The organism is Actinomycetospora rhizophila (assembly GCF_042657905.1).
Taxonomy (GTDB): domain Bacteria; phylum Actinomycetota; class Actinomycetes; order Mycobacteriales; family Pseudonocardiaceae; genus Actinomycetospora; species Actinomycetospora rhizophila.
The window spans coordinates 86,859-107,135 of sequence record NZ_JBHSKG010000018.1 but is presented as its reverse complement, the minus strand read 5'-3'; the positions used below and the strand labels follow the sequence as shown (position 1 = coordinate 107,135).

At 74.1% G+C, this 20,277-nt stretch carries 20 protein-coding genes and 1 pseudogene; 15 read left to right on the top strand and 6 right to left on the bottom strand.

The genetic code is table 11. From position 1 onward, the window contains the following. The first annotated feature begins 369 nt into the window (after window positions 1-369). The 11 genes and pseudogenes from ACFPK1_RS26520 to ACFPK1_RS26470 all read left to right on the top strand — a co-directional run bounded on the left by ACFPK1_RS26520 (window position 370) and on the right by ACFPK1_RS26470 (window position 7,783). On the top strand, window positions 370-1,197 hold the full coding sequence (locus tag ACFPK1_RS26520) for a hypothetical protein (protein WP_378023956.1): 828 nt from the start codon (window positions 370-372) through the stop codon (window positions 1,195-1,197). After that, window positions 1,190-2,464, top strand: a complete 1,275-nt coding sequence (locus ACFPK1_RS26515) for an SRPBCC family protein (RefSeq protein WP_378023955.1) — start codon at window positions 1,190-1,192, stop codon at window positions 2,462-2,464. The genes ACFPK1_RS26520 and ACFPK1_RS26515 overlap by 8 nt, the downstream gene beginning before the upstream one ends. A gap of 106 nt (window positions 2,465-2,570) precedes the next feature. After that, window positions 2,571-2,951, top strand: coding sequence for a gas vesicle protein GvpJ (gene gvpJ, locus ACFPK1_RS26510; RefSeq protein WP_378023954.1), 381 nt, complete (start codon window positions 2,571-2,573; stop codon window positions 2,949-2,951). Between the two features lie 10 nt (window positions 2,952-2,961). Then, window positions 2,962-3,771, top strand: coding sequence for a GvpL/GvpF family gas vesicle protein (locus ACFPK1_RS26505; RefSeq protein WP_378023953.1), 810 nt, complete (start codon window positions 2,962-2,964; stop codon window positions 3,769-3,771). A 7-nt stretch (window positions 3,772-3,778) separates the two neighbouring features. After that, window positions 3,779-4,012, top strand: coding sequence for a gas vesicle protein GvpG (locus ACFPK1_RS26500; protein WP_378023952.1), 234 nt, complete (start codon window positions 3,779-3,781; stop codon window positions 4,010-4,012). Beyond that, window positions 4,009-5,328, top strand: coding sequence for a gas vesicle protein GvpO (gvpO, locus tag ACFPK1_RS26495; RefSeq protein WP_378023951.1), 1,320 nt, complete (start codon window positions 4,009-4,011; stop codon window positions 5,326-5,328). The genes ACFPK1_RS26500 and gvpO overlap by 4 nt, the downstream gene beginning before the upstream one ends. 67 nt (window positions 5,329-5,395) lie before the next feature. Beyond that, window positions 5,396-5,791, top strand: a pseudogene (locus ACFPK1_RS26490) (gas vesicle protein); the annotation flags it as partial. A 116-nt stretch (window positions 5,792-5,907) separates the two neighbouring features. Continuing rightward, entirely contained in the window at window positions 5,908-6,675 is a 768-nt protein-coding gene (locus ACFPK1_RS26485) for a GvpL/GvpF family gas vesicle protein (protein WP_378023950.1), read from the top strand. Next, entirely contained in the window at window positions 6,672-6,938 is a 267-nt protein-coding gene (locus ACFPK1_RS26480) for a gas vesicle protein (RefSeq protein WP_378023949.1), read from the top strand. The genes ACFPK1_RS26485 and ACFPK1_RS26480 overlap by 4 nt, the downstream gene beginning before the upstream one ends. After that, a complete protein-coding gene (locus ACFPK1_RS26475; protein WP_378023948.1) occupies window positions 6,931-7,242 on the top strand; it encodes a gas vesicle protein K in 312 nt (103 codons plus the stop codon). Before ACFPK1_RS26480 ends, ACFPK1_RS26475 begins: the two co-directional genes overlap by 8 nt. A gap of 55 nt (window positions 7,243-7,297) precedes the next feature. Next, window positions 7,298-7,783: an Asp23/Gls24 family envelope stress response protein gene (locus ACFPK1_RS26470; protein WP_378023947.1), complete on the top strand. Its 486-nt coding sequence runs from the start codon at window positions 7,298-7,300 to the stop codon at window positions 7,781-7,783. 1 nt (window position 7,784) lies between these two features. Here the strand turns inward: ACFPK1_RS26470 and ACFPK1_RS26465 are convergent, their stop codons facing one another. After that, complete coding sequence (locus ACFPK1_RS26465) at window positions 7,785-8,390, bottom strand: dTDP-4-dehydrorhamnose 3,5-epimerase family protein (protein ID WP_378023946.1); 606 nt, start codon at window positions 8,388-8,390, stop codon at window positions 7,785-7,787. A gap of 60 nt (window positions 8,391-8,450) precedes the next feature. Between ACFPK1_RS26465 and rfbB the strand changes: the two genes are divergently transcribed. Both rfbB and rfbA read left to right on the top strand, forming a co-directional pair. Further along, complete coding sequence (gene rfbB, locus ACFPK1_RS26460; RefSeq protein WP_378023945.1) at window positions 8,451-9,464, top strand: dTDP-glucose 4,6-dehydratase; 1,014 nt, start codon at window positions 8,451-8,453, stop codon at window positions 9,462-9,464. Next, window positions 9,461-10,357, top strand: coding sequence for a glucose-1-phosphate thymidylyltransferase RfbA (rfbA, locus tag ACFPK1_RS26455; RefSeq protein ID WP_378023944.1), 897 nt, complete (start codon window positions 9,461-9,463; stop codon window positions 10,355-10,357). The genes rfbB and rfbA overlap by 4 nt, the downstream gene beginning before the upstream one ends. Here rfbA and ACFPK1_RS26450 read toward each other — a convergent pair. The 3 genes from ACFPK1_RS26450 to ACFPK1_RS26440 all read right to left on the bottom strand — a co-directional run bounded on the left by ACFPK1_RS26450 (window position 10,354) and on the right by ACFPK1_RS26440 (window position 11,356). Further along, window positions 10,354-10,749: a DUF2267 domain-containing protein gene (locus tag ACFPK1_RS26450; RefSeq protein WP_378023943.1), complete on the bottom strand. Its 396-nt coding sequence runs from the start codon at window positions 10,747-10,749 to the stop codon at window positions 10,354-10,356. The two genes, rfbA and ACFPK1_RS26450, sit on opposite strands and share 4 nt — an antisense overlap. Before the next feature lie 93 nt (window positions 10,750-10,842). Further along, window positions 10,843-10,995 carry a hypothetical protein gene (locus ACFPK1_RS26445; RefSeq protein WP_378023942.1) on the bottom strand — a complete coding sequence of 51 codons (153 nt, stop codon included), beginning with the start codon at window positions 10,993-10,995 and terminating at the stop codon, window positions 10,843-10,845. A 115-nt stretch (window positions 10,996-11,110) separates the two neighbouring features. Then, window positions 11,111-11,356, bottom strand: coding sequence for a hypothetical protein (locus ACFPK1_RS26440; RefSeq protein WP_378023941.1), 246 nt, complete (start codon window positions 11,354-11,356; stop codon window positions 11,111-11,113). 74 nt (window positions 11,357-11,430) lie between these two features. On the opposite strand from ACFPK1_RS26440, the gene ACFPK1_RS26435 reads away from it, so the two are divergent. Further along, window positions 11,431-11,691 carry a hypothetical protein gene (locus ACFPK1_RS26435; RefSeq protein WP_378023940.1) on the top strand — a complete coding sequence of 87 codons (261 nt, stop codon included), beginning with the start codon at window positions 11,431-11,433 and terminating at the stop codon, window positions 11,689-11,691. Between the two features lies 1 nt (window position 11,692). Here ACFPK1_RS26435 and ACFPK1_RS26430 read toward each other — a convergent pair whose 3' ends face one another. Next, window positions 11,693-14,974: an arabinosyltransferase domain-containing protein gene (locus tag ACFPK1_RS26430; RefSeq protein ID WP_378023939.1), complete on the bottom strand. Its 3,282-nt coding sequence runs from the start codon at window positions 14,972-14,974 to the stop codon at window positions 11,693-11,695. 141 nt (window positions 14,975-15,115) lie between these two features. Between ACFPK1_RS26430 and ACFPK1_RS26425 the strand changes: the two genes are divergently transcribed. Beyond that, complete coding sequence (locus ACFPK1_RS26425; RefSeq protein ID WP_378023938.1) at window positions 15,116-17,068, top strand: aconitate hydratase; 1,953 nt, start codon at window positions 15,116-15,118, stop codon at window positions 17,066-17,068. Window positions 17,069-17,075: 7 nt separating this feature from the next. Here the strand turns inward: ACFPK1_RS26425 and ACFPK1_RS26420 are convergent, their stop codons facing one another. Beyond that, entirely contained in the window at window positions 17,076-20,270 is a 3,195-nt protein-coding gene (locus ACFPK1_RS26420; RefSeq protein ID WP_378023937.1) for an arabinosyltransferase domain-containing protein, read from the bottom strand. Between the last annotated feature and the right edge of the window lie 7 nt (window positions 20,271-20,277).

Here is a 20,277-nt window from a genome sequence, read left to right as displayed (position 1 = left end):
CGCTCCGTCGTCGAACGACCGCGGGGCGTACGTAGATCACGCGTTCAGCCCAGAACGATCTGGCATTCCGACGAACTTCGTCGGGAAGAACGGGCGCGAGGTTTTGGCTGTCGGTGTGACGGCCGATTGCGTGACCCTGCTTCGTTCCCCGGTGATCTCCAATTGAGGCGAACGGCCCACCGAAAATTTGATCTTCCCGGTCTAGCGCTTTCGAGAACGGCGCGATGTAATGTCCGGCTCGATGGCGGCGGGCTGTGGTCCACCGCAACAGGTGAGACCAAATGCGTTCGGAGGTGTTCGGTGCCCGGAACCGGCCTGAAATTGGCCCTCGCGGTCATCGGCGGCTATCTGTTGGGCCGCACGAAGAAAATGAAGCTCGCCATCATGCTGGGTGGCGCGCTCGCGGGCAAGAAGATCTCCACGGACCCGGCGGCGCTGCTCGGGATGGTCTCCAAGCTCGTCCAGTCCTCGCCGGAGCTCCAGAAGCTCGACAGCGCGGTGCGTGGGCGGCTGCTGGAGGCCGGCAAGGACGCGGCGCTGGCGGTCGCCAGCTCGCGCATGGAGTCGCTGACCGACAACCTCGTCAACCGCGTCGAGAACCTCGGCAAGCCCGCCACCGAGGCGGCGGGTGCCGCCGGGCAGGCCGTCGGCGAGACCGCCGGTGCGGCCGGTGACGCCGTCGGCCAGGCCGGTGGCGCGGTCGGCGACGCCGCCTCGACCGCCGGCGGCGCCGTCGGTGGCGCGGTGGGCGACACCGCCCGCGGGCTCTCGGGCCGCGGCCGGCGCAAGCGCTCGGAGGAGGCCTCGGGCGACGAGGGTGCGGACGTCGCGGAGGAGACCGCCGACGAGGACGAGGGCGTCGACGAGGGCGACGAGGACGTCGACACCGCCTCGGAGCCGGAGCCGGAGCCGGCCGCGGCGAGCTCGGGCTCCTCGGGTCGCCGGCGCTCGTCGAAGTCGTCCTCCTCGGGTGGCTCGTCGAGCAGCTCCTCGGGCGGGGAGCGTCGTCGCCGCAGCTCGTCCTCGGACGACGGTGAGTCGTCCTCGGGGGCGTCGCGGTCGGGCAACGGTTCGACGCGCAAGAGCTCGGGCGGCCGGTCCCGGTCCAGCGCGTCCTCCTCCGAGGGCGGCAGCTCGCGCAGCCGCGCGACGGCCGGCTCCGGTTCGCGACGGACGGCGGCGAAGCGCGATGACTGAGGCAGCCACCGAACCGAGCGCCGCGACGAACGGGCACCGGCCCGACGCCGACGCGTCGGAGTCCTCCGGCTCGCTCACCGACATGCTGCCGGTGGACCGACTCAAGCAGGCCGCCACGGCCCTGCTCAAGGCGGCGGGTGACCGCGCCGTCAGTGCTGCCCTCGACCAGGTCGAGGGCCTCACCAGCAAGCTCACCGACGTCGCCGAGAACCCGAGCGTGGGCCTGCAGTCCGCGCTGGGCGCCGGCGGGTCGATGCTGCAGGGCGGCAGCGGCGTCGGCGGCGCGCTCAAGGGCGGGTTCTCGGCCGTCAAGGACAAGGCCATGGGAGCGCTCGGCATGGGCGGCGACGACAGCGACGAGGACAGCGACGAGGGCGGCAGCGGCAGCGGGGGTGGCAACACCAGCGGTCGCGGCAAGTTCAAGTTCATGAACATCTACGAGGTCCAGGACGTCGGGGTGCCGCTGCGCGTCGCGTACGACCAGTGGACCCAGATGGCCGACTTCCCGAGCTTCATGAAGAAGGTCGAGACGGTCAACCAGGAGTCCGACGAGAAGGTCACCTGGACCGCGAAGGTCTTCTGGTCGCGTCGTTCGTGGGAGACCACGATCCGTGAGCAGGTGCCCGACAGCCACATCCTGTGGGTCTCGTCGGGGGCGAAGGGATCCGCGGACGGCATCGTCACGTTCAGTGAGCTCGCGCCGAACCTCACGCGCATCGTCCTGATCATGGAGTACTACCCGCAGGGATTCTTCGAGAAGACCGGGAACCTGTGGCGGGCGGTCGGTCGCCGTGCGCGTCTCGAGTTCAAGCACTTCTGCCGCCACGTCATGATGGACACGCTGATCAACCGCGAGGAGCTCGAGGGCTGGCGCGGCGAGATCCGTGACAGCGAGGTCGTCAAGACCCACGAAGAGGCCCTCGAGGAGGAGCAGCGCGCCGCCGAGGAGGAGGGCGACGAGTACGAGGACGCCTACGACGACGAGGCCGCCGACGAGGAGGCCGAGGACCTCGAGGACGAGGACGACCTGGTCGCCGAGGACGACGACGTCGACGAGGACGAGCTCGAGGACGAGTACGACGACGAGCTGTCCGACGAGGACGCCGACGGAGATCTGGACGAGGACCTCGAGGCCGAGGACGATCTCGACGAGGCGGACGAGGAGCTCGAGGACGAGCCCGCCGAGGACACGGCCGACGACAGTGCCGAGGCCGACGAGGACGAGCGTCCCCGTCGTCGCTCGCGCCGCCAGCGCACCCCGGCCTGAGAAGCGCTTCCCGGTTGAGCACACAGCCGGGCCGACCGTCACACGATCGTTTCCCGGCGCCGGCACCTGCCGGCGCCGGACCCCGTCGTCGTAGAGAGGGGGCACGGTGACCGTCAGCCAACGGCAAGGCGGAGGCGTGCAGAAGGAGCCGCAGGGCGGGCTCGCCGAGGTCCTCGACCTCATTCTGGACAAAGGCCTCGTCATCGATGCGTTCGTCAAGGTGTCACTGGTCGGGATCGAGATCCTCACCATCGACGCCCGCATCGTGGTGGCCAGCGTCGACACCTACCTGCGGTTCGCCGAGGCGACCAACCGCCTGGACCTGCACGCCAAGGGCGGCAAGGACCTGGGGCAGGTCGTCGGCGGCATGACCGAGGGCGCCACCCAGGGCGGGGCGAAGGGCAAGACCAAGGGCGTGCTCGACGCCGGCAAGGAGAAGTGGGACGAAGTGCGCGGTGAGCGTCAGAGCAACCGCGAGAAGGCGTGAGGGGGGCGGCGTGACCACCACCGAGAACTCCTCCCAGGGCGCCAAGAGCGGCACCCGGGCGTCCTACATCTACGGCATCGTGCCGGCCGGGGTGCGGATCCCGGACGGGCTCGACCCCATCCCGTACGGCGAGGAGGGCAACCAGCTCGGCCTCGTCACGGAGGGTCGGCTCGCCGCGGTCGTCAGCGACGTCGCGGCCGACCGCGCGCTGGGCACGCGCAAGGACCTGATGGCCCACGAGGCCGTGCTCAACGCGATCGCGCAGGAGACCCCGGTGCTCCCGATGCGGTTCGGCGCCGTCGTCACCGACGACGACGCCGTCGCCGAGGAGCTGCTCGCACCGCACCAGGACTACTTCGTCCGGGCGCTCGAGCAGCTCGAGGGCCACCTCGAGTTCCGCCTGCGCGGCGACTACGACCAGAACGCGGTGCTGACGCGCATCGTGGAGGCCGACCCGCGCATCCAGACCCTGCGCGAGAAGATCGCCGGGGTCGACGAGGACGCCAGCTACTACGACCGCATCAAGCTCGGCGAGGCGATCTCGCAGGCCATGGACCAGCTGCGGGCGGACGACGCGCAGGCGTGCGTCGACGCGCTCTCGAAGTTCGCGGTGGCGACCGAGGTCAAGGAGGCGGGGGGCGAGAACGGCGCCGTGCACCTCGCGTTCCTCATCCGCACCGACCACCGCAGCGACTTCGAGCGGGCCGTGGACGAGCTCGGCGACGCCTGGTCGGGACGGATCGAGCTGCGCCTCATCGGTCCCACCGCGGCGTTCGACTTCCTCCCCGAGTTCGAGGCGCCCGAAGAAGCGCAGGCCTGAGGGCGACGTGGGCTTCTTCACCGAGCTGCTGCTCCTTCCCCTGGCACCGGTCCGCGGGGTCGCGTGGGTGGGCGAGAAGATCGCCGACCAGGTCGACCACCAGATGAACGACCCCGCGGTCATCCGGGCCCAGATCGACGAGCTCGACGCGGCGTTCGAGCGCGGCGAGATCACCGAGGACGACCGTGACGAGCAGCAGGAGGTCCTGCTGCAGCGCCTCGTGGGCGGGGGTGGCGCGTGACGCGCTCCGCCGACCGCGAGGTGGCGGCCGACGACACGACCGACGACCGCGGCGACCCCCCGCTCACCGACCAGGAACGGCCCCGCCGTCGCCGCGCGAACGGCAACGGCGACGGGAGCGCGCCGGAGGCCGGGGGCGAGGAGCGGCCGCGCCGTCGCCGGCGTGCGGCGGACGACTCGGCGACCGAGGAGAAGCCGCGGCGTCGGCGGAAGCCGGCGGACGCGGGTTCCGAGGGCGACGCGGAGCAGACGCCGCGGCGTCGGCGGAAGCCGGCGGACGAGGGCTCCGGTGACGCCGGGGAGGAGCGGCCGCGCCGTCGCCGGCGTACGGCGGACGACTCGGCGGCCGAGGAGAAGCCGCGGCGTCGGCGGACGTCGGCGGACGCGGGCTCCGAGGGCGACGCGGAGCAGAAGCCGCGGCGTCGGCGCCGGCCGGCGGAGGCAGGCTCCGACAGTGATGCGGAGGAGAGGCCGCGGCGTCGGCGCAAGCCGGCGGACGAGGGCTCCGACAGTGATGCGGAGGCGAAGCCCCGCCGTCGGCGTCGGCCGCCCGAGGACGCGCCGGACGACGGTGCGGAACGCCCGCGCCGCCGCCGGACCGCGGACAGCAGAGAGCCGGCGGACCAGGAACGGCCGCGGCGACGGCGTCGGCCGGCGGGGGACGACGCGCCGGACGAGGAGCGCCCGCGCCGCCGCAGGTCCGGCGACGGGGCGGCCGCGGAGCAGGACCAGCCGCGGCGTCGTCGCCGCCGCGAGGAACCCGAGCCCGAGCCGGAGCCCGAGGACCTCGACGAGCCGGACGACCTGGACGACGCCGAGGACGTCGACGAGCCGGAGGACGTCGACGACGCCGAGGGCGAGGACGCCGACGAGGACGCCGACGACGTCGACCAGGCCGACGACTTGGACGTCGACGAGGCGGAGGACCTGGACGACGAGGCCGACGTCGACGACGAGCTCGAGGACGACGACGAGGACCTCGCCGACGAGGCCGAGGCCGAACCCGAACCGGAGCCCGAGCCCGAGCCGGAGCCCGAACCCGAGCCCGCGCAGCCGAAGAAGATCCCGGCTCGCAAGATCGCGCGGTGGGCCGCCGAGCAGGTGCAGGAGATGAGCGGCAAGGAGACCGAGACGATCACGTCGGTGCGTCGCACGGACGACGGCTTCGTGGTGGGGCTCGAGGTGGTCGAGAGCCGCAAGATCCCCGAGACTGCGGACATCCTCGCGACCTACGAGGCCGAGATGGACTCCGACGGCGAGCTCATCAGCTACCACCGAGTCAAGCGCTACACCCGGGGTCGCGGCGACGACGAGTGACGGCGGGGGACGCGGGGGACACGGAAGGAAGCAACCCATGAACGACCCGGTGCGCTGGACCGGGCAGATGCCGTCGACCCCGAACCAGGCGGCGGGCGGGTCACCCGCGCGGCAGGGCGGTGGCGGCGACGGCACGAACCTCGCCGACATCCTCGAACGCGTCCTCGACAAGGGCATCGTCATCGCCGGCGACGTCCAGATCAACCTGCTCGACATCGAGCTGCTGACGATCAAGTTGCGGCTGGTGGTCGCGTCGGTCGACCGCGCCAAGGAGATGGGCATCGACTGGTGGGAGCGCGACCCCACCCTCTCCTCGGGGCACCAGGAGCTCGAGGAGGAGAACCGCCGCCTGCGCGAGCGGCTCGAGGCGCTCGAGGGCCGCAACGGGCAGGCTCCGGCCCTCGAGGAGGGCGACGACGAGGACCTCGAGGACGTCGGGGACGCGGCCGACGACCCCGAGGACGTCGAGGACGCCGAGATCGTGGAGGACGAGCCCGAGCCCGAACCGCAGCCCGCGCGACGCAGGCGTTCCGGCGGCGGGGGCCAGAAGGAGGGCCAACGGCGCCGGAGGACCGACGGGTGAGCGACACGCTGACCTACGTGTACGCGCTCGCCCGGGACGTCGACCCGGGGGCCGTCGACGGCCTCACCGGCGTCGGCGGCGGGGCCGTCCGTCTGCTCACGGCGGCCGGGGTGACGGCGGTCGTCGGCGACGTCGACCGCGGCGAGTTCGAGGAGCGGGCGCTCGAGGAGCGACTGGAGGACCTCGAGTGGCTGGCCGCGACGGCGCGGGCGCACCACCACGTCGTCGACACCCTCGGACGCGACCACCTCGTCGCCCCGCTGGCGCTCGCGACCGTCTACTTCGACGACGAGCGGGTGCGGGCGGTGCTGGCCGAGGGCGGGGACGCGTTCGGCGCCGTGCTCGACCAGCTGGCGGGCCGCGCCGAGTTCGGCCTCAAGATCTATGCCCGCAAGGGCGGCGCGGCCGCCGCCGCGGGGGAGACGGCGAGGCCGAGGTCCGGCGCGGACTACCTGCGGCAGCGGCGCCAGGCGCTGCGCGAGAGCGAGACCTCGCTCGATGACGCCCGCGCGGCCGCCGCCGAGGTGGACGCCGCGGTCACCGCGCTCGCGGCCGCGACCCGCGCCCACCGCCTGCAGGACGCGCAGCTGTCGGGGCGGTCGGACCCGATGGTGCTCAACCACGCCTACCTGCTGCCGGTCGAGCGGGCCGACGAGCTCCGCGCCCTGGTCGCGTCCCTCGACGACCACCCGCGGATCCGCGTGGAGGTCACCGGCCCGTGGGTGCCCTACTCCTTCGCGCAGGCGGCGCAGGGCGCGTCGTGACGGGGCCGGGCTCGGGAGAGCTCGAACCGCGGGCGACGTCGCTGTTCGGGGACGAGGAGGTCGCGCTCGTCGACCTGCTCGACCGCCTCCTGGCCGGTGGCGTCGTGCTCACCGGCGACCTGACGATCTCGCTGGCCGGCGTCGACCTCGTGCGCATCTCGCTGCGGGCGCTCATCGTGTCGATCGCGCCCGTGGAGCGCCCGGGCACCCTCGCGGCCCGCGCGGAACGCGCCGACCGGGAGCTGGAGGCCGGGCGTGGCTGAGGACGCCGAGGAGCCGGGCCACGCGCGCGCCAACCGCATCGAGATCGACAAGGACGCGGTTCGCCGGGACCTCATGAAGCTCGTGCTGACGATCGTCGAGCTGCTCCGCCAGCTCATGGAGCGCCAGGCGATCCGGCGGGTGGAGCAGGGCGACCTCACCGAGCAGGAGGAGGAGGACCTCGGCACGTCGCTGATGCACCTCGCGGACGCGATGGACGAGCTCACCGAGCAGTTCGGGCTCACCGCGGCCGACCTCAACCTCGACCTCGGCCCGCTCGGCCCGCTGCTGCCCCGCGACCGCTGACGAGAGTCGCCGAACGGGCGGACTCCGCTCCGTCGTCGCGGGGTACCTGGGGCACATGACCAGCGCTCAGCGTCCGGGCGGCACCCCGTCCAGCCCCACCCCGACCGCCACCTCCGTCCCCGGCGCCGCGGGCGACCCGACGACCGTCGAGGGCACCACCGAGGTGCTGCCCTCGGTGGTCCAGAAGGTGACGGCGTTCGCCGCACGCGAGATCCCCGGTGTCGTCGCGCTCGGCGGGAGCACGTCGCGGGCCGTCGGCGCCGTGCGCCAGACGCTGACCGGCAACACCGAGAACACCGCGGGCGTCCGCGTCGAGCTCGAGAACCAGACCGCCCACGTCGGCCTGGACGTCGAGATCGAGTACGGCGTCGGGGCCCGCGAGCTGGTGCGCGCGCTGCGCCGGCACGTGCCCAAGGCCGTCGAGGAGATCGCCGGCGTCACCGTCGTCGAGCTGAACATCGTCATCACCGACGTCCACCTCCCCGGGGCGGACGCGGACGCCGACGCCGACCCCGTCGCGCCGCCGGCCGCCACGCGCTGACCTACCCCAGGCCGGCGACCCACGCCCGGCACGCCTCCGCCGTCGGCAGCGCGCCGGCTGCGCGGGCCTGCGCGAGCGTGGGCGCCGTCCGGTCCTTGTCGGACAGGACGAGGTCCTCGCGCGCGAGGTACTGCTCCCACGGCAGGTCGAGCACGGGGTCGAGCGGATCGACGCCGTGCTCGGCGGCCGGGTCGTAGGGCGTCGAGCAGAGGTAGCTCGTCACGGTGCCGTCCTCGAGGGCCAGGAAGGCGTGCCCGAGGCCCTCGGCGAGGTAGACGGCCGACATCGTCGTCGGGTCGAGGCGCACGGCGTCCCACCGGCCGTAGGTGGCGGACCCGACGCGCAGGTCGACGACGACGTCGAGGACCGCGCCGGCCACGCAGTGCACGTACTTCGCCTGTCCTGGCGGGACGTCGGCGTAGTGCACGCCGCGCAGCACGCCGCGCCGCGACACGCTGGTGTTGGCCTGCGCCACCGCGAGGTCGTGCCCGACGGCGGCCCGGAGATGCCGGCCCTGGAACGGCGCCGCGAACACCCCGCGGGCGTCCGGGAACACCGGCGGCGTGAACCTCCACGCGCCCGGGACCGCCATCTCCTCGCTCTCCACGACCGCGGAGCCTAGGAGCGTGCGTGGGAGGATCGCCGTCACGCCCGGCCGAGGGAGACGATGAGTACGGTTCTGGTGACCGGTGCCGCGGGGTTCATCGGGTCGAACTTCGTGCGGTACTGGCGCCGCGAGCATCCGGGTGACCGGGTGGTGGCGCTGGACGCGCTGACCTATGCCGGGGTGCGGGGCAACGTCGAGGGTCTGCCGGGCGTGGAGTTCGTGCACGGGTCGATCGGCAACACCGAGCTGGTGGCCCACCTGCTGCGCAGCCGCGGGGTGGACGTGGTGGTGAACTTCGCCGCCGAGTCGCACAACAGTCTGGCGATCCTGCGCCCGGGGGACTTCTTCGCGACCAACGTGATGGGCACCCAGCAGTTGCTGGAGGCGGTGCGGCGGGTGGGGGTCGCCCGGTTCCACCACATATCGACCTGCGAGGTCTACGGCGACCTGCCCCTCGATGTGGAGGAGGCGTTCACCGAGGAGTCCCCGTACCGGCCGCGCACCCCGTACAACGCGGCCAAGGCCGGCGGGGATCACGTGGTGCGCTCCTACGGGCTGACCTACGACGTGCCGGTGACGATCACCAACTGCGCCAACAACTACGGGCCGTTCCAGTTCCCGGAGAAGGTCGTGCCGCTGTTCACCACCCGCGCGCTGGCCGGCGAGCCGCTGCCGCTCTACGCGTCGACGAAGAACCGCCGCGAGTGGCTGCACGTCGACGACCACGCCCGCGCCATCGACGCGGTGATCCACCACGGGCGGGTCGGGGAGACCTACAACGTCGGCTCCGGGCACGAGGTCGACATCGAGGGCATCGCCGACAGCGTCCTCGGCGCCCTGGGCCTGGGACCCGAACTGAAGACGATCGTGCCGGACCGGCCCAGCCACGACCGGCGCTACCTGCTCGACAGCACCAAGCTGCGCGGCGAGCTCGGCTGGGCGCCGCGGGTCGGGTGGGACGAGGGCATCGCCGCGACCGTCGACTGGTACCGCGGGAACGAGGCGTGGTGGCGCCCGCTGATCGGTCGCAGCCCGGTCGTCGAGGGGGCCGACAACAATTGGGGCGCGTCGTGAAGGGCATCGTGCTCGCTGGCGGGAGCGGGTCGCGGCTGCACCCGGTGACCCGGGCGGTGTCCAAGCAGCTGCTGCCGGTCTACGACAAGCCGATGATCTACTACCCGATCTCGGTGCTGATGCTGGCCGGGATCCGCGAGATCCTGGTGATCTCCACCCCGGTCGACCTGCCCGCGTTCCGCCGGTTGTTCGGCGACGGCGCCGAGCTGGGGGTGTCGTTCTCCTACGCCGAGCAGCCCGCCCCCAACGGGCTGGCCGAGGCGTTCCTCATCGGCGCCGGGCACGTCGGTGACGACAGCGCCGCCCTGGTGCTGGGCGACAACATCTTCCACGGCCAGGGCTTCGCCCGGATCCTCGGCGACGCCGCCGCAACCCTCGACGCCGAGAAGGGCTGCGTGCTGTTCGGCTACCCCGTGCGCGACCCCGGCCGCTACGGCGTCGGCGAGGCCGACCAGACCGGGCGGCTGCTGTCCATCGAGGAGAAACCCGCGAGGCCCCGCAGCAACCGGGCCATCACCGGGCTGTACTTCTACGACAACGACGTCCTCGACATCGCCCGCACGCTGACCCCCTCCGCGCGCGGCGAGCTCGAGATCACCGACGTCAACCGCGCCTACGTCGAGCGCGGCGACGCCCGGCTCATCGACCTCGGGCGCGGGTTCGCCTGGCTCGACACCGGCACCCACGAATCGCTGATCGAGGCCAGCCAGTACGTCCAGGTCCTCGAGCACCGCCAGGGCGTGCGCTTCGCCTGCCTCGAGGAGATCGCCCTCGCCAAGGGCTGGATCACCCCCGACCAGGCCTACGCCCTCGGCGAGCGCCAGGCCAGCTCCGGCTACGGCGACTACGTCATGGACATCGCCCGCCGCGCCGGAGCGGCCGCGAACGCCTAGTGCTTCTCGACGGGCTCCGTGCCGAGGAAGTCCTGGAAGTCCTTCGGGAGCTGACTCGTGAAGTTCTGCCACTCACCGTCGGACAGGGCGGTCTCCAGCCCCTTGGCGATCGCCCGGGCGTGCTGGCGGGCCTGCGCGACCGTGACGCCGTCGCCCTCCTGGTCGGCGATCCGCTGGTAGAAGGTGTCGACGTCGAACCGCTCGCCGGCGCCCTGCGCGGGCAGCGCGTCGGCCAGGCCGCCGGGCAGCTGCGAGGCCAGGTCCTTGGCCTCGCCGCCCTCGAGGCGCTGTCCGAGGACGGTCAGCGTGGCGCGCACGGCCCGCTCGGCGCTCTGGTTGTCGGGCAGGTCGAGGCTCTCCTTGACCGCACTGACGAACTCCTGCTGCTGCATCGTTCTCCTCTCGCGCTCGTGACCCTGTGGGGTCGGGACGGGCGCGGGTGCCCGGCAGGACACGGGGCGCACACGTGCCGGCGGGGAGGAGCGTCAGAAGAGGCTCTGGACGAACAGCACGAGCGACTCGGCGAAGCTGACGAGGATCGCCAGGATGTTGGTGACCGTCGCCGCGGCGGTGGCCGGCGAGTCGATGATCCAGAACAGCACGAGGGCCAGAGCGATGAGCCCTACCACGCGTTGCATGTTCCGTACGGTAATCAACGCGGTCGTGTCCGTCACGCTCAGGTCGCCGAGCGGGTGACTTTCGGACCCGCGCCGGCGGAACGCGATGCTCCGGACGACCCACCTCCGCGGCGCGTCAGTCGTCGAGGCGCGCGGACAGCCCGCGGTTCAGTTCCGTCACCTCGAGGGTGCGCGGGCCCTCCGAGAACGTCGCGGAGGCGATCACGCCGTAGTTGACGAGCACCGCCTGGTTCTCGGAGAGGGCGTACCGGTGGACCTCGCCGTCGGTGATCAGCTGGTGGAAGCGGTCCACCACGGCGCCGAGGTCCTCCTCGAACTTGAGCGTCAGCGGGATCTGGGGAAGTGATACGTAGACCGTCACGGTTCCTCCGGGCGCCGCAAGAATTGCTCCGAGTGCCGCGCGTGGAAAGAACGGCGGTTGCCGATCATAGGACCATGGAGATCGACGGGGTCGAGGTCTTCGAGCAGTCCGAGGACTACGGGTACTCCTGGCACTGGGACGATCCGCGCGGTTTCCAGTCCGAGATCCTCTGGCACCGCGAGGTCGGCCACCTCAGCCTCGGCACCCGGCTGCTGCCGGGCGGGTGGACCCACAACCGCCTCGACCCGAACGCCTGGGGCAGCGCCCGGACGATCTACGAGGCCCGCCAGGTCGTCGAGAACTACGTGACCCAGGCGGCCGCGAAGCCCGGCTGAGTCACGGCAGCCCGGACTCCGTCCGCCGATCGCGGGTGAGGTCGTAGCCGTCCGCCGGGTAGGGCGGACGCAGGTCGAACACGTGGACGTCGTCGATCGCGTCGCCGACGCCGCGGACGCGCGTGGTCAGCAGGGTGGGCTCACCGCCGGGCGCCTCGCGCCCGGCGTGGCCGAGCAGGCCGCCGCGGCCGGGGTCGTACGTCCAGTCCGCGAGGGCGTCGTCGACGGTGGCACCGAAGGCAACGGCGGCGACGGCCGGCTCGGTGATCCCGTCCTGCTGGCGCGGCTGGCGCTGGCACGGGAAGAGGAAGCCGATCTGCCAGGGCAGCCCGACGGGCGCGTCCGCCGGCAGGTACTGCTGCAGGGGCACCCACGGGCGCTCCATCGGCGCGGTGAACGCCAGCCAGCCGCCCGTCGAGGCGCTGCGGTCGTCCGCGATGAGGCGGACGACCTCGGCGCCGGGGGGCGGGGCCGCGTCGCCGGTGAGCGCCACGGGGCGCCAGGCCACGGACTCGTCCTCGGTCGCCACCGGTGTGCCGCCCACCGGCACGACGCCGGTGGGGCCGAGCCGCCCGTACTCCGCGCGCAGCGACACGTCGTCCCCGGTCCGCCCGGACACGGAGACGACCGCGCCGCTGCGCTCCGGCGCCGGGAGGCGGAACCAGTCGGTGGCGAAGGCACCCCGGCGGGCGTCGGCGTTCGCGTCCGGACCGGGCACGAGGAAGCTGCCCCACGCCGGCGTGCCGGGCGGGACGTCCGGGGGCAGGGGGCTCCGGGGGAAGAAGGCGCCGGGGACGAACGGCTCGGTGCGCTCCTCGGGCGCCGGGGCCTCCGGGTCGTCGAGGGCCGGGACCGGGGGCGCTGGCGCGAGCGCGGGCACGACCGCCGGCGGCAGGGGCCGGGAGCTGCGGGGGTCGAGGACGTCGATCTGCTGCGCGAGCCCGCAGCGGGTGCCCACGGGGTCGCGCAGGGCGTCGATCTGCGGGGACCACCCGTCGGCGGTGCGCGCGGTCGCGCGGCCGAGGTCGCCGAGGGTCCAGGCCGTGACCGCCAGCAGCAGGACGCAGGCCGTCGCCGGGACGGCGACCGCGAGCGCGAGGCGCCGCAGGTGCGGCGCCCGCCACCGCGCGAGGAGCCACACGGCGGCGGTCACGGCCGCGAGCCCGAGCGCCCACCACAGCGGCTGGTCGAACTCGAGGCCCCGCACCGAGGGGAAGTCGCCGGCGGCGGGCCGGCCCAGCCCCCAGTCGTAGGGCCACAGGGCGCGGCCGTGCCCGGCGAGCGCGAAGACCAGCACGGCCGACACCCCGGCGGCGACCAGCGCGACCTGGGGTACGCGGCGGTGCCGGTCGATCCCGGCGAGCAGGCGCGGGGCCTCGACCAGCACCAGGGCGATCAGCACCGCGCCGAGACCGGCGAACGCCCCGAAGTGGTGGGTCGGCTTGCTCGGGGTCGGCAGCAGCAGCGCGAAGGCCAGCAGCGTCGACCAGCCGGCCAGCGGGAGACGCCCCGGGACGACGAGGTCCCGCGCCCGGGCCGCCACGAGCAGGACCAGGAACCAGACGAGCGCGAGGAAGCAGACCAGGAGCGCGGTGCGGCGGGCGTAGGAGCCGTGGTGGCTCATCGTGTCGAGGAGCGCCTCGTAGCGCAGCACCTCCTCGTACCAGACCTGCGGCCGCTGGATCGGCGCGAAGATCTCCTGGGAGCGGACGAAGTCGCCGTACGTCCCATCGGCGAAGCCCAGCAGGCTGCCCACGGCCACCGGGGCGAGCACGACCACCCAGCGCCCGGCCGCCGCCCAGGGCGTCGCGGAGCGCTCCCGGATGTGCCGCCACGCCGCGGGCGCCGCGGCGACCAGCGGGGCGAGCGTGATGAAGCCGGTCGGGGCGGCCATCAGCCCGGCCATGGCGAGCCCGACCGCGAGCCCGAGCAGCGCGAGCCGGCGGCGCTCCAGGCCCTCGGCGACCGCGACGAGCGTCGCCACCGTGAAGAACGCGACGACCGGCTCGGGGCGGACCCCCATGTCGTAGGGCAGCCACCACGCGAGGAACGCCGCGGCCAGCGCGAGGCGGGCCAGCGCCGGGGCCCACCAGGCCGACAGCCCCCGGGGCCCGAGCAGGGGCGTGGACGACACGAAGGCCCGCGCCAGGAACCAGGTCCCGATCCCGAGCACCAGCGCCGGCAGCCGCAGCATCACCGGGCCGAACCCGACGACGCCCTCCCACCAGGACAGGGCGTAGTAGGGCCACGAGAACGGCGTGTAGCCCTGGTTGAAGAGCTGGAAGTAGTTCGAGACGTATCCGGAGAAGGGCACGTTGGCCGACATCGCGCTGTAGTAGCCGTCGTCGTCGGTCAGCGGGGCCAGGAACAGCCACGCGACGAGCACGGCGGGCACTGCCACGTCCACCACGCGGGGACGCAGGCCGAACGGTGCGGCGCCCGCCCGGCGGCTCAGCCGGCGACGGATGCTCGCCACCGTCGGGAAGCGGTGCGACGGGTCCGACCGCGCCGCGAGGACCGCGAGGAGGCCCATCGCCGCGGCACCGACCACCAGCGCCGCGACGGTCACCACGATCAGCGCGGTCTTCAGCGGGGCCGGCGAGTGCGCGAAGGCATCGTCGAGGTCGAGGCGCACCGACAGGTCGTCGGGGGTCGCGAGCGGCGAGGGCGGTGCCGAGGTCCGCAGCACGTCGACCTCGGGCATCGGGCTGATCGGCTCGTGGAGGGGCGCCGAGTCCGGGAGCTCGTCGGGGTCGACGACGGCCGGTCGCGGCCCCGTCGTGGACAGCACCGCGCCGTCGAGCGCGACGCGCACGGTCGTGCCCTCCCCGGTGACGACGAACCCGCAGTCGCCCGGCGGGAGCGGCCCGGCGAACAGGTCGGCGCCGCCGCTGCGGATGCGCACCCCGCCGTCCCGGGAGACGACCGTCAGCGCCTCCGCCTCGGCGTCGGGCGACTCCGGGCCCATGGTGGCGAGGACGACGCCGTCGGGGCTCCCGGCCGCCGCCCGCGCGGTGCGGCAGCTGAACCGGGCCTCCAGCGTCGCGGGCTCGTAGGCGGTGAGCATCAGCATCGTCGGCGCCGGCACGCGGGGGTCGGGCGGCCAGCTCACCTGCGGCGTGCTCACGCTGACCGGCGCGAAGGGCAGCAGCAGCGCGCCGACGATCGCGACGAGGCCGGCGACGACCGCGGTCAGCGCGGCGACCGAGCGGATCGGGGTCCCGCGGTGCGGGGGCACGTCACCGGGGTGCTGCGTGTCCCGGGTCCGGGCGTCCGTGCTCACCCTCCGAACGCCCCCTCGATCGGTGCCCTGCGACCGGGACAGTAGTCGCCGGTCCCTCCCCAGCCGTGGACGCGTGGCCGGGGGACTGCGTTGCGCTCCGAATGGGGTAACCGTCCGTCACGAGATTCCGGGGAGGGTTCCATGCCGCACGGCGTCGCACACCAGCTCATCGCATCCCACCTCGTCGACGGCGAGATGACGCCGGGCGAGGAGATCGCCCTGCGGATCGACCAGACGCTCACGCAGGACGCCACGGGCACGCTGGTCATGCAGGAGCTCGAGGCGCTCGAGCTCGACCGGGCGCAGACCGAGGTGTCGGTGCAGTACGTCGACCACAACCTCCTACAGGCCGACGAGAAGAACGCCGAGGACCACGCCTACCTGCGCTCGGCCGCGCGCCGCTTCGGGCTCTGGTACTCGCAGCCGGGCAACGGCGTCTCGCACCCCACGCACATGCAGCGGTTCGGGGCGCCGGGCAAGACCATGATCGGGTCGGACTCGCACACCCCGGCGTGCGGGTCGCTGGGCATGCTCGCGATCGGGGTCGGCGGGCTCGAGGTCGCCATGGCCATCGCCGGGCAGCCGCTGAGCATCGTCATGCCCGAGATCTGGGGCGTCGAGCTCACCGGCGAGCTGCCGCCGTGGTGCTCGGCGAAGGACGTCATCCTCGAGATGCTGCGCCGCCACGGCACGAAGGGCGGCACCAACCGCATCGTCGAGTACCACGGGCCGGGCCTCGCCGGGCTGACCGCGATGGACCGCCACGTCATCGCCAACATGGGCGCGGAGCTCGGGGCGACGACGACGGTGTTCCCCGCCGACGAGGAGGTCCGCCGCTTCCTCGCCGCCGAGGGGCGCGAGGACGACTTCACCGAGCTGCTGGCCGAGGAGGGCACGCAGTACGACGTCACCGAGCACATCGAGCTCTCCGAGCTGGAGCCCCTCATCGCGCAGCCGGGCTCGCCGGCCGACGTGGTCCCGGTCCGCGAGGTCGCCGGCACGCCGGTCGGCCAGGTGGTCATCGGGTCCTCGGCCAACCCGGGACTGCGCGACTTCGCGATCGCGGCGCGCATCGTCGACGGTCGCCAGACGCACCCGGGTGTCAGCTTCGACGTCAACCCGACCTCGCGGCCGATCCTCGCCGACCTCACGCGCTGGGGCGGCACGACGTCGCTCATCGCCGCCGGCGCCCGCCTCCACCAGTCCGGCTGTCTCGGCTGCATCGGGATGGGTCAGGCGCCCGCCCCGGGCACCAACTCGCTGCGGACGATGCCCCGCAACTTCCCGGGACGCTCCGGGGGCGGCAAGGACGACCGGGTCTGGCTGTGCTCGCCGGAGACGGCGGCGGCCAGCGCGCTGCGCGGCGAGATCACCGACCCGCGCGCGCTCGCCGACGAGCTCGGTCTCACCTGGGGCGACCTCGACCTGCCCGAGCCCAGCGTGATCCCGGGCATGCTCGAGGAGCCGCCCTCGCCCGAGGAGGCGCAGCAGGAGGAACTGGTCAAGGGCCCGAACATCTCGGGGCTGCCCGAGCTCGACCCGTTCCCGGACTCCTTCGAGGTGCCGGTGCTCCTCGCCGTCGGCGACGACATCTCCACCGACGACATCTCGCCCGCGGGCGCCGAGGCGCTGCCGTACCGCTCGAACATCCCGGCGCTGGCCCGCTTCGCGTTCACGCGCATCGACCCCGACTACCCGGCGAACGCCGAGGAGATCAAGGAGTCGACCGGGCACGCGATCGTCGGCGGCGAGAACTACGGCCAGGGCTCGTCCCGGGAGCACGCGGCGATCTGCCCGCGCTACCTCGGCCTGCGTGTCGTCGTCGCCCGCTCGTTCGCCCGCATCCACTGGCAGAACCTCGCGAACTTCGGGATCCTCGCCCTCGAGTTCACGGGGGAGGGCGACCGCGACGCGGTCTCGCAGGGCGCCACGCTGGCGTTCTCCGACCTGCACGACCAGCTGACCGGTGGCGACGAGGTCGTGGGCACGGTCGACGGGACCGAGTTCACCTTCCGCCACCGGCTCTCCGAACGGCAGGTGCGGATGGTCCTCGACGGCGGGCTCATCCGGCAGCTCGCGGAAGGAGAGGCCTGACCGGCGGTCAGGGCAGGCCGGACACCGTCCGGTGGCCGCGGACCAGTTCGTAGCGGTCCGCGGGGAAGGGCTGGTCGTACCGGAAGACCCACAGGTCGTCCACCTCGCCGCCGACGTCGCGGAAGCGGGTCGTGAGGCGCGTGACGTCGGCCTCGCGCTCGGCGTGCCCCAGGAGCCCGCCACGACCGGCGTCGAACATCCAGTCGGCGAGCGCCTCCTCGCGCGTCGCGCCCCACCCGATCGCGCCCACGGCGGGCTCGGTGACGCCCGCTTCCTGACGGGGCTGGCGCTGGCAGGGGAAGAGGTACTTGACCTGCCACGCGACCCCGACCGGGGCGTCGGCCGGCAGGACCTCCGCGAGCGGCACCCACGGCCGCTCCACCGGCCCCGTGAAGGCCAGCCACCCCTCGGGGACGCTGCTGCGGTAGGTGCCGAGCAGGCGGACGACGTCCGCGCCGGGCGGCGGGGCGGTGTCGTCGAGGAGGGGCACCGTCCGCCACGCCGCCGTGCTCCCCGGCTCGCTGACGGCCCGGGTGCGGTCGACGGGCACGAAGCCGCCGGGCGTCTCCCGGCCGTACTCGACGCGCAGCGAGTCGTCACCGTCGACGCGACCGGAGACCGCGACGACGACCGCGCCGTCGGTCGGCGCGGCGGGGAGCCGGAACCAGTCGGTGGTGACGGTGTCGGGACCCGCGTCGGTGGCGGGCACCAGGCTGCCGCCGTAGACCGGCACCCCGGCGGGCAGGTCGGCCGGCGGTGGGCCCGCCGGGACGTCGGCGGGCGGGACGGCCGGCGCGGCCGGGGCATCGAGGGCGGCCAGGGCGTCGGCGGCGTCGACGGGGGGCAGCGGTGACGACGGTGCGGCGCGCGGCAGCGCCCGCCCGCCGCCGGGGGCGAGGACGTCCATCTGGCCGGCGGCGCCGCAGCTCGTGGCCCACGGGTCGTTCCAGGCGTCCGCCTGGGGCGACCACGTCGTGCTCGTCGTGGCCGCCCGCGCGAGGTCCGCGACCGTCCAGCCGGTGGACACCACGAGCGAGGCGCACACGAGGAGCGGGACGGCCACACCGAGGGCGAGGTGCCGCCACGCCGGCGCGGACCACCGCACCGCGAGCGTGGTCACGAGGAGGCCGAGGCCCCACCAGAGCGGCTGGTCGAGATCGAGCCCGGCCAGCGTGGGGCGGGCGCCGTAGTCGGGCACCCCGAGGCCCCAGGAGAACGGCCACAGGTTCCGTCCGTGCCCGGCCAGGGCGACCACCAGGACCGCGGCGACCCCGGCGGCGACGAGCGCGGGCCGGGGGACGGGGCGGCCACGGGTGATCCGCGCGAGCAGGTGGGGGCCGTCGGTCAGGACGAGCGCGAGGAACGCCGCGCCGACCCCGGCGAGCGCGCCGAAGTGGTGGGTCGGCGCGCTCGGGGTGGGCAGGAGCAGCGCGAACGCGAGCAGGGTGGTCCAGCCGGCGAGCGGGAGCCGCGAGGGCACCGCCACGCCCCGCACCCGGGCCGCGACGAGCAGGACGAGGAACCACACGAGCGCCAGCAGGCACACCAGGACGGCCGCCCGGCGGGCGTACGAGCCGAAGTGCGAGTCGTCGCCGAGGAGCCACCCGTAGCGGGTCATCTCCTCGTACCAGGTCTGCGCCCGCTGGATCGGGGCGAAGATCTCCTGGGAGCGGACGAAGTCGCGGTAGGCGCCGTCGGCGAAGCCCAGGAGGCTGCCCACCGCGACGGGGGCGAGGACCAGGACCCACCGGCCCGCCGCCGCCCAGCCCGACGCCGCCTCCCGCCGGAACCGGCGCCACACCGCCGGGGCGGCCACGAGCAGGGGCGCCAGGGCGGTGAACCCCGTCGGCGCGGCCATGACACCCGCCGAGGCGACACCGACCGCGAGCCCGAGCAGCCACGTCCGGCGCCGCTCGAGGCCCTCGGCCACGGCGACCAGCGTCGCGGCGGCGAAGAAGGCGACCACCGGCTCCGGCCGGACACCCATGTCGTACGGCAGCCACCAGGCGAGGAAGGCCGCGGCGAGCGCCGTGCGCGCCCAGGGGGCCGCCCGGCGGGTGCCGGCGCCCAGGAGTCCCGTGCGCGCCACGAACACCCGGACCAGCAGCCAGGTCCCCAGGCCGAGGAGGAGCGCCGGGACCCGCAGCACCACGGGCGCGGAGCCGGCCGTCGTCTGCCACCAGGACAGGGCGTAGTAGGGCCACGAGAAGGGCGTGAAGCCCTGGATGCCGAGCTGGTAGTAGTTCGGCACGTACCCGGAGAACGGGACGTTGGCCGCCATCGCGCTGTAGTAGCCGTCGTCGTCGGTCATCGGGGCGAGGAACAGCCAGGCGAGCAGGGTCGCCGGGGCGACCACGTCGACCGCGCGCAGGCGCACGCGCCGGAGCCACCCCGGCCCACGCGGGCCGTCGCGCGGGCGCCGCACACCCTCCGCGGCCAGGGCGGCCGCGCCCACGAGCAGGGCCCCGACGACGGCCGCGATGAGCAGCCACTTGACCGGCGAGGGGGAGTGGCCGAACGCGTCGTCGACGGTGAGGCGCACCGAGAGGTCGTCGGCGGTCGCGTCCGGGAGCCCCGCCGTCGAGGTCCGCAGGGCGTCGACCTCGGGCAGGGCGGACAGCGGCGCGAGGGCCGGCGCCGACTCGGGCAGGACGTCGGGGTCGGGCGGGGGCATCCGGCTGGGGACCACGGCGACCGTCGTCCCGTCGAGGACCACGCGCATCGCGTCCGCGTCCCCGGCGACGAGGAACCGGCAGTCGCCCGGTGGCAGGGGGCCGGCGAAGAGCGTCTGCCCGCCGCTGCGGATCGTCACGCCGCCGTCGCGGGCGTCGACGGTGAGCGCCTGCGCGGCGGCGTCCCGGGACGTCGGCCCCATGGTCGAGAGGACGAGCCCCTCCGGCGTCGCCTCCGCGGCCCGCGCGACGCGGCAGCTGAAGCGGGCCTCCAGGTCGACCGGGTCGTAGGCGGTCAGCATCAGCATCGTCGGGGCGGGGTCCCGGACGTCCGCGGGCCAGCGCACCTCGGGCACGCTCGCCGACACCGGCGCGAAGGGCAGCAGCACCGCCCCGGCGAGCGCGACCAGCCCGCAGACCACGGCGGTCACCCAGGCCGGCGACGCCGGGCGGCCCGGGGCCGGTCTCGTCGAGTGCGGCGGCGAGTCGTCGGCGGCGACCGCCGCCTGCGGCGGGGCGTCCGTGCTCACCAGCCGC

Coding starts and splice junctions, on each gene's coding strand:
- ACFPK1_RS26520 (WP_378023956.1), top strand. CDS start 370: ATGAAGCTCGCCATCATGCTGGGTGGCGCGCTCGCGGGCAAGAAGATC.
- ACFPK1_RS26515 (WP_378023955.1), top strand. CDS start 1,190: ATGACTGAGGCAGCCACCGAACCGAGCGCCGCGACGAACGGGCACCGG.
- ACFPK1_RS26470 (WP_378023947.1), top strand. CDS start 7,298: ATGACCAGCGCTCAGCGTCCGGGCGGCACCCCGTCCAGCCCCACCCCG.
- rfbB (WP_378023945.1), top strand. CDS start 8,451: ATGAGTACGGTTCTGGTGACCGGTGCCGCGGGGTTCATCGGGTCGAAC.
- ACFPK1_RS26450 (WP_378023943.1), bottom strand. CDS start 10,749: ATGCAGCAGCAGGAGTTCGTCAGTGCGGTCAAGGAGAGCCTCGACCTG.
- ACFPK1_RS26445 (WP_378023942.1), bottom strand. CDS start 10,995: ATGCAACGCGTGGTAGGGCTCATCGCTCTGGCCCTCGTGCTGTTCTGG.
- ACFPK1_RS26435 (WP_378023940.1), top strand. CDS start 11,431: ATGGAGATCGACGGGGTCGAGGTCTTCGAGCAGTCCGAGGACTACGGG.
- ACFPK1_RS26425 (WP_378023938.1), top strand. CDS start 15,116: ATGCCGCACGGCGTCGCACACCAGCTCATCGCATCCCACCTCGTCGAC.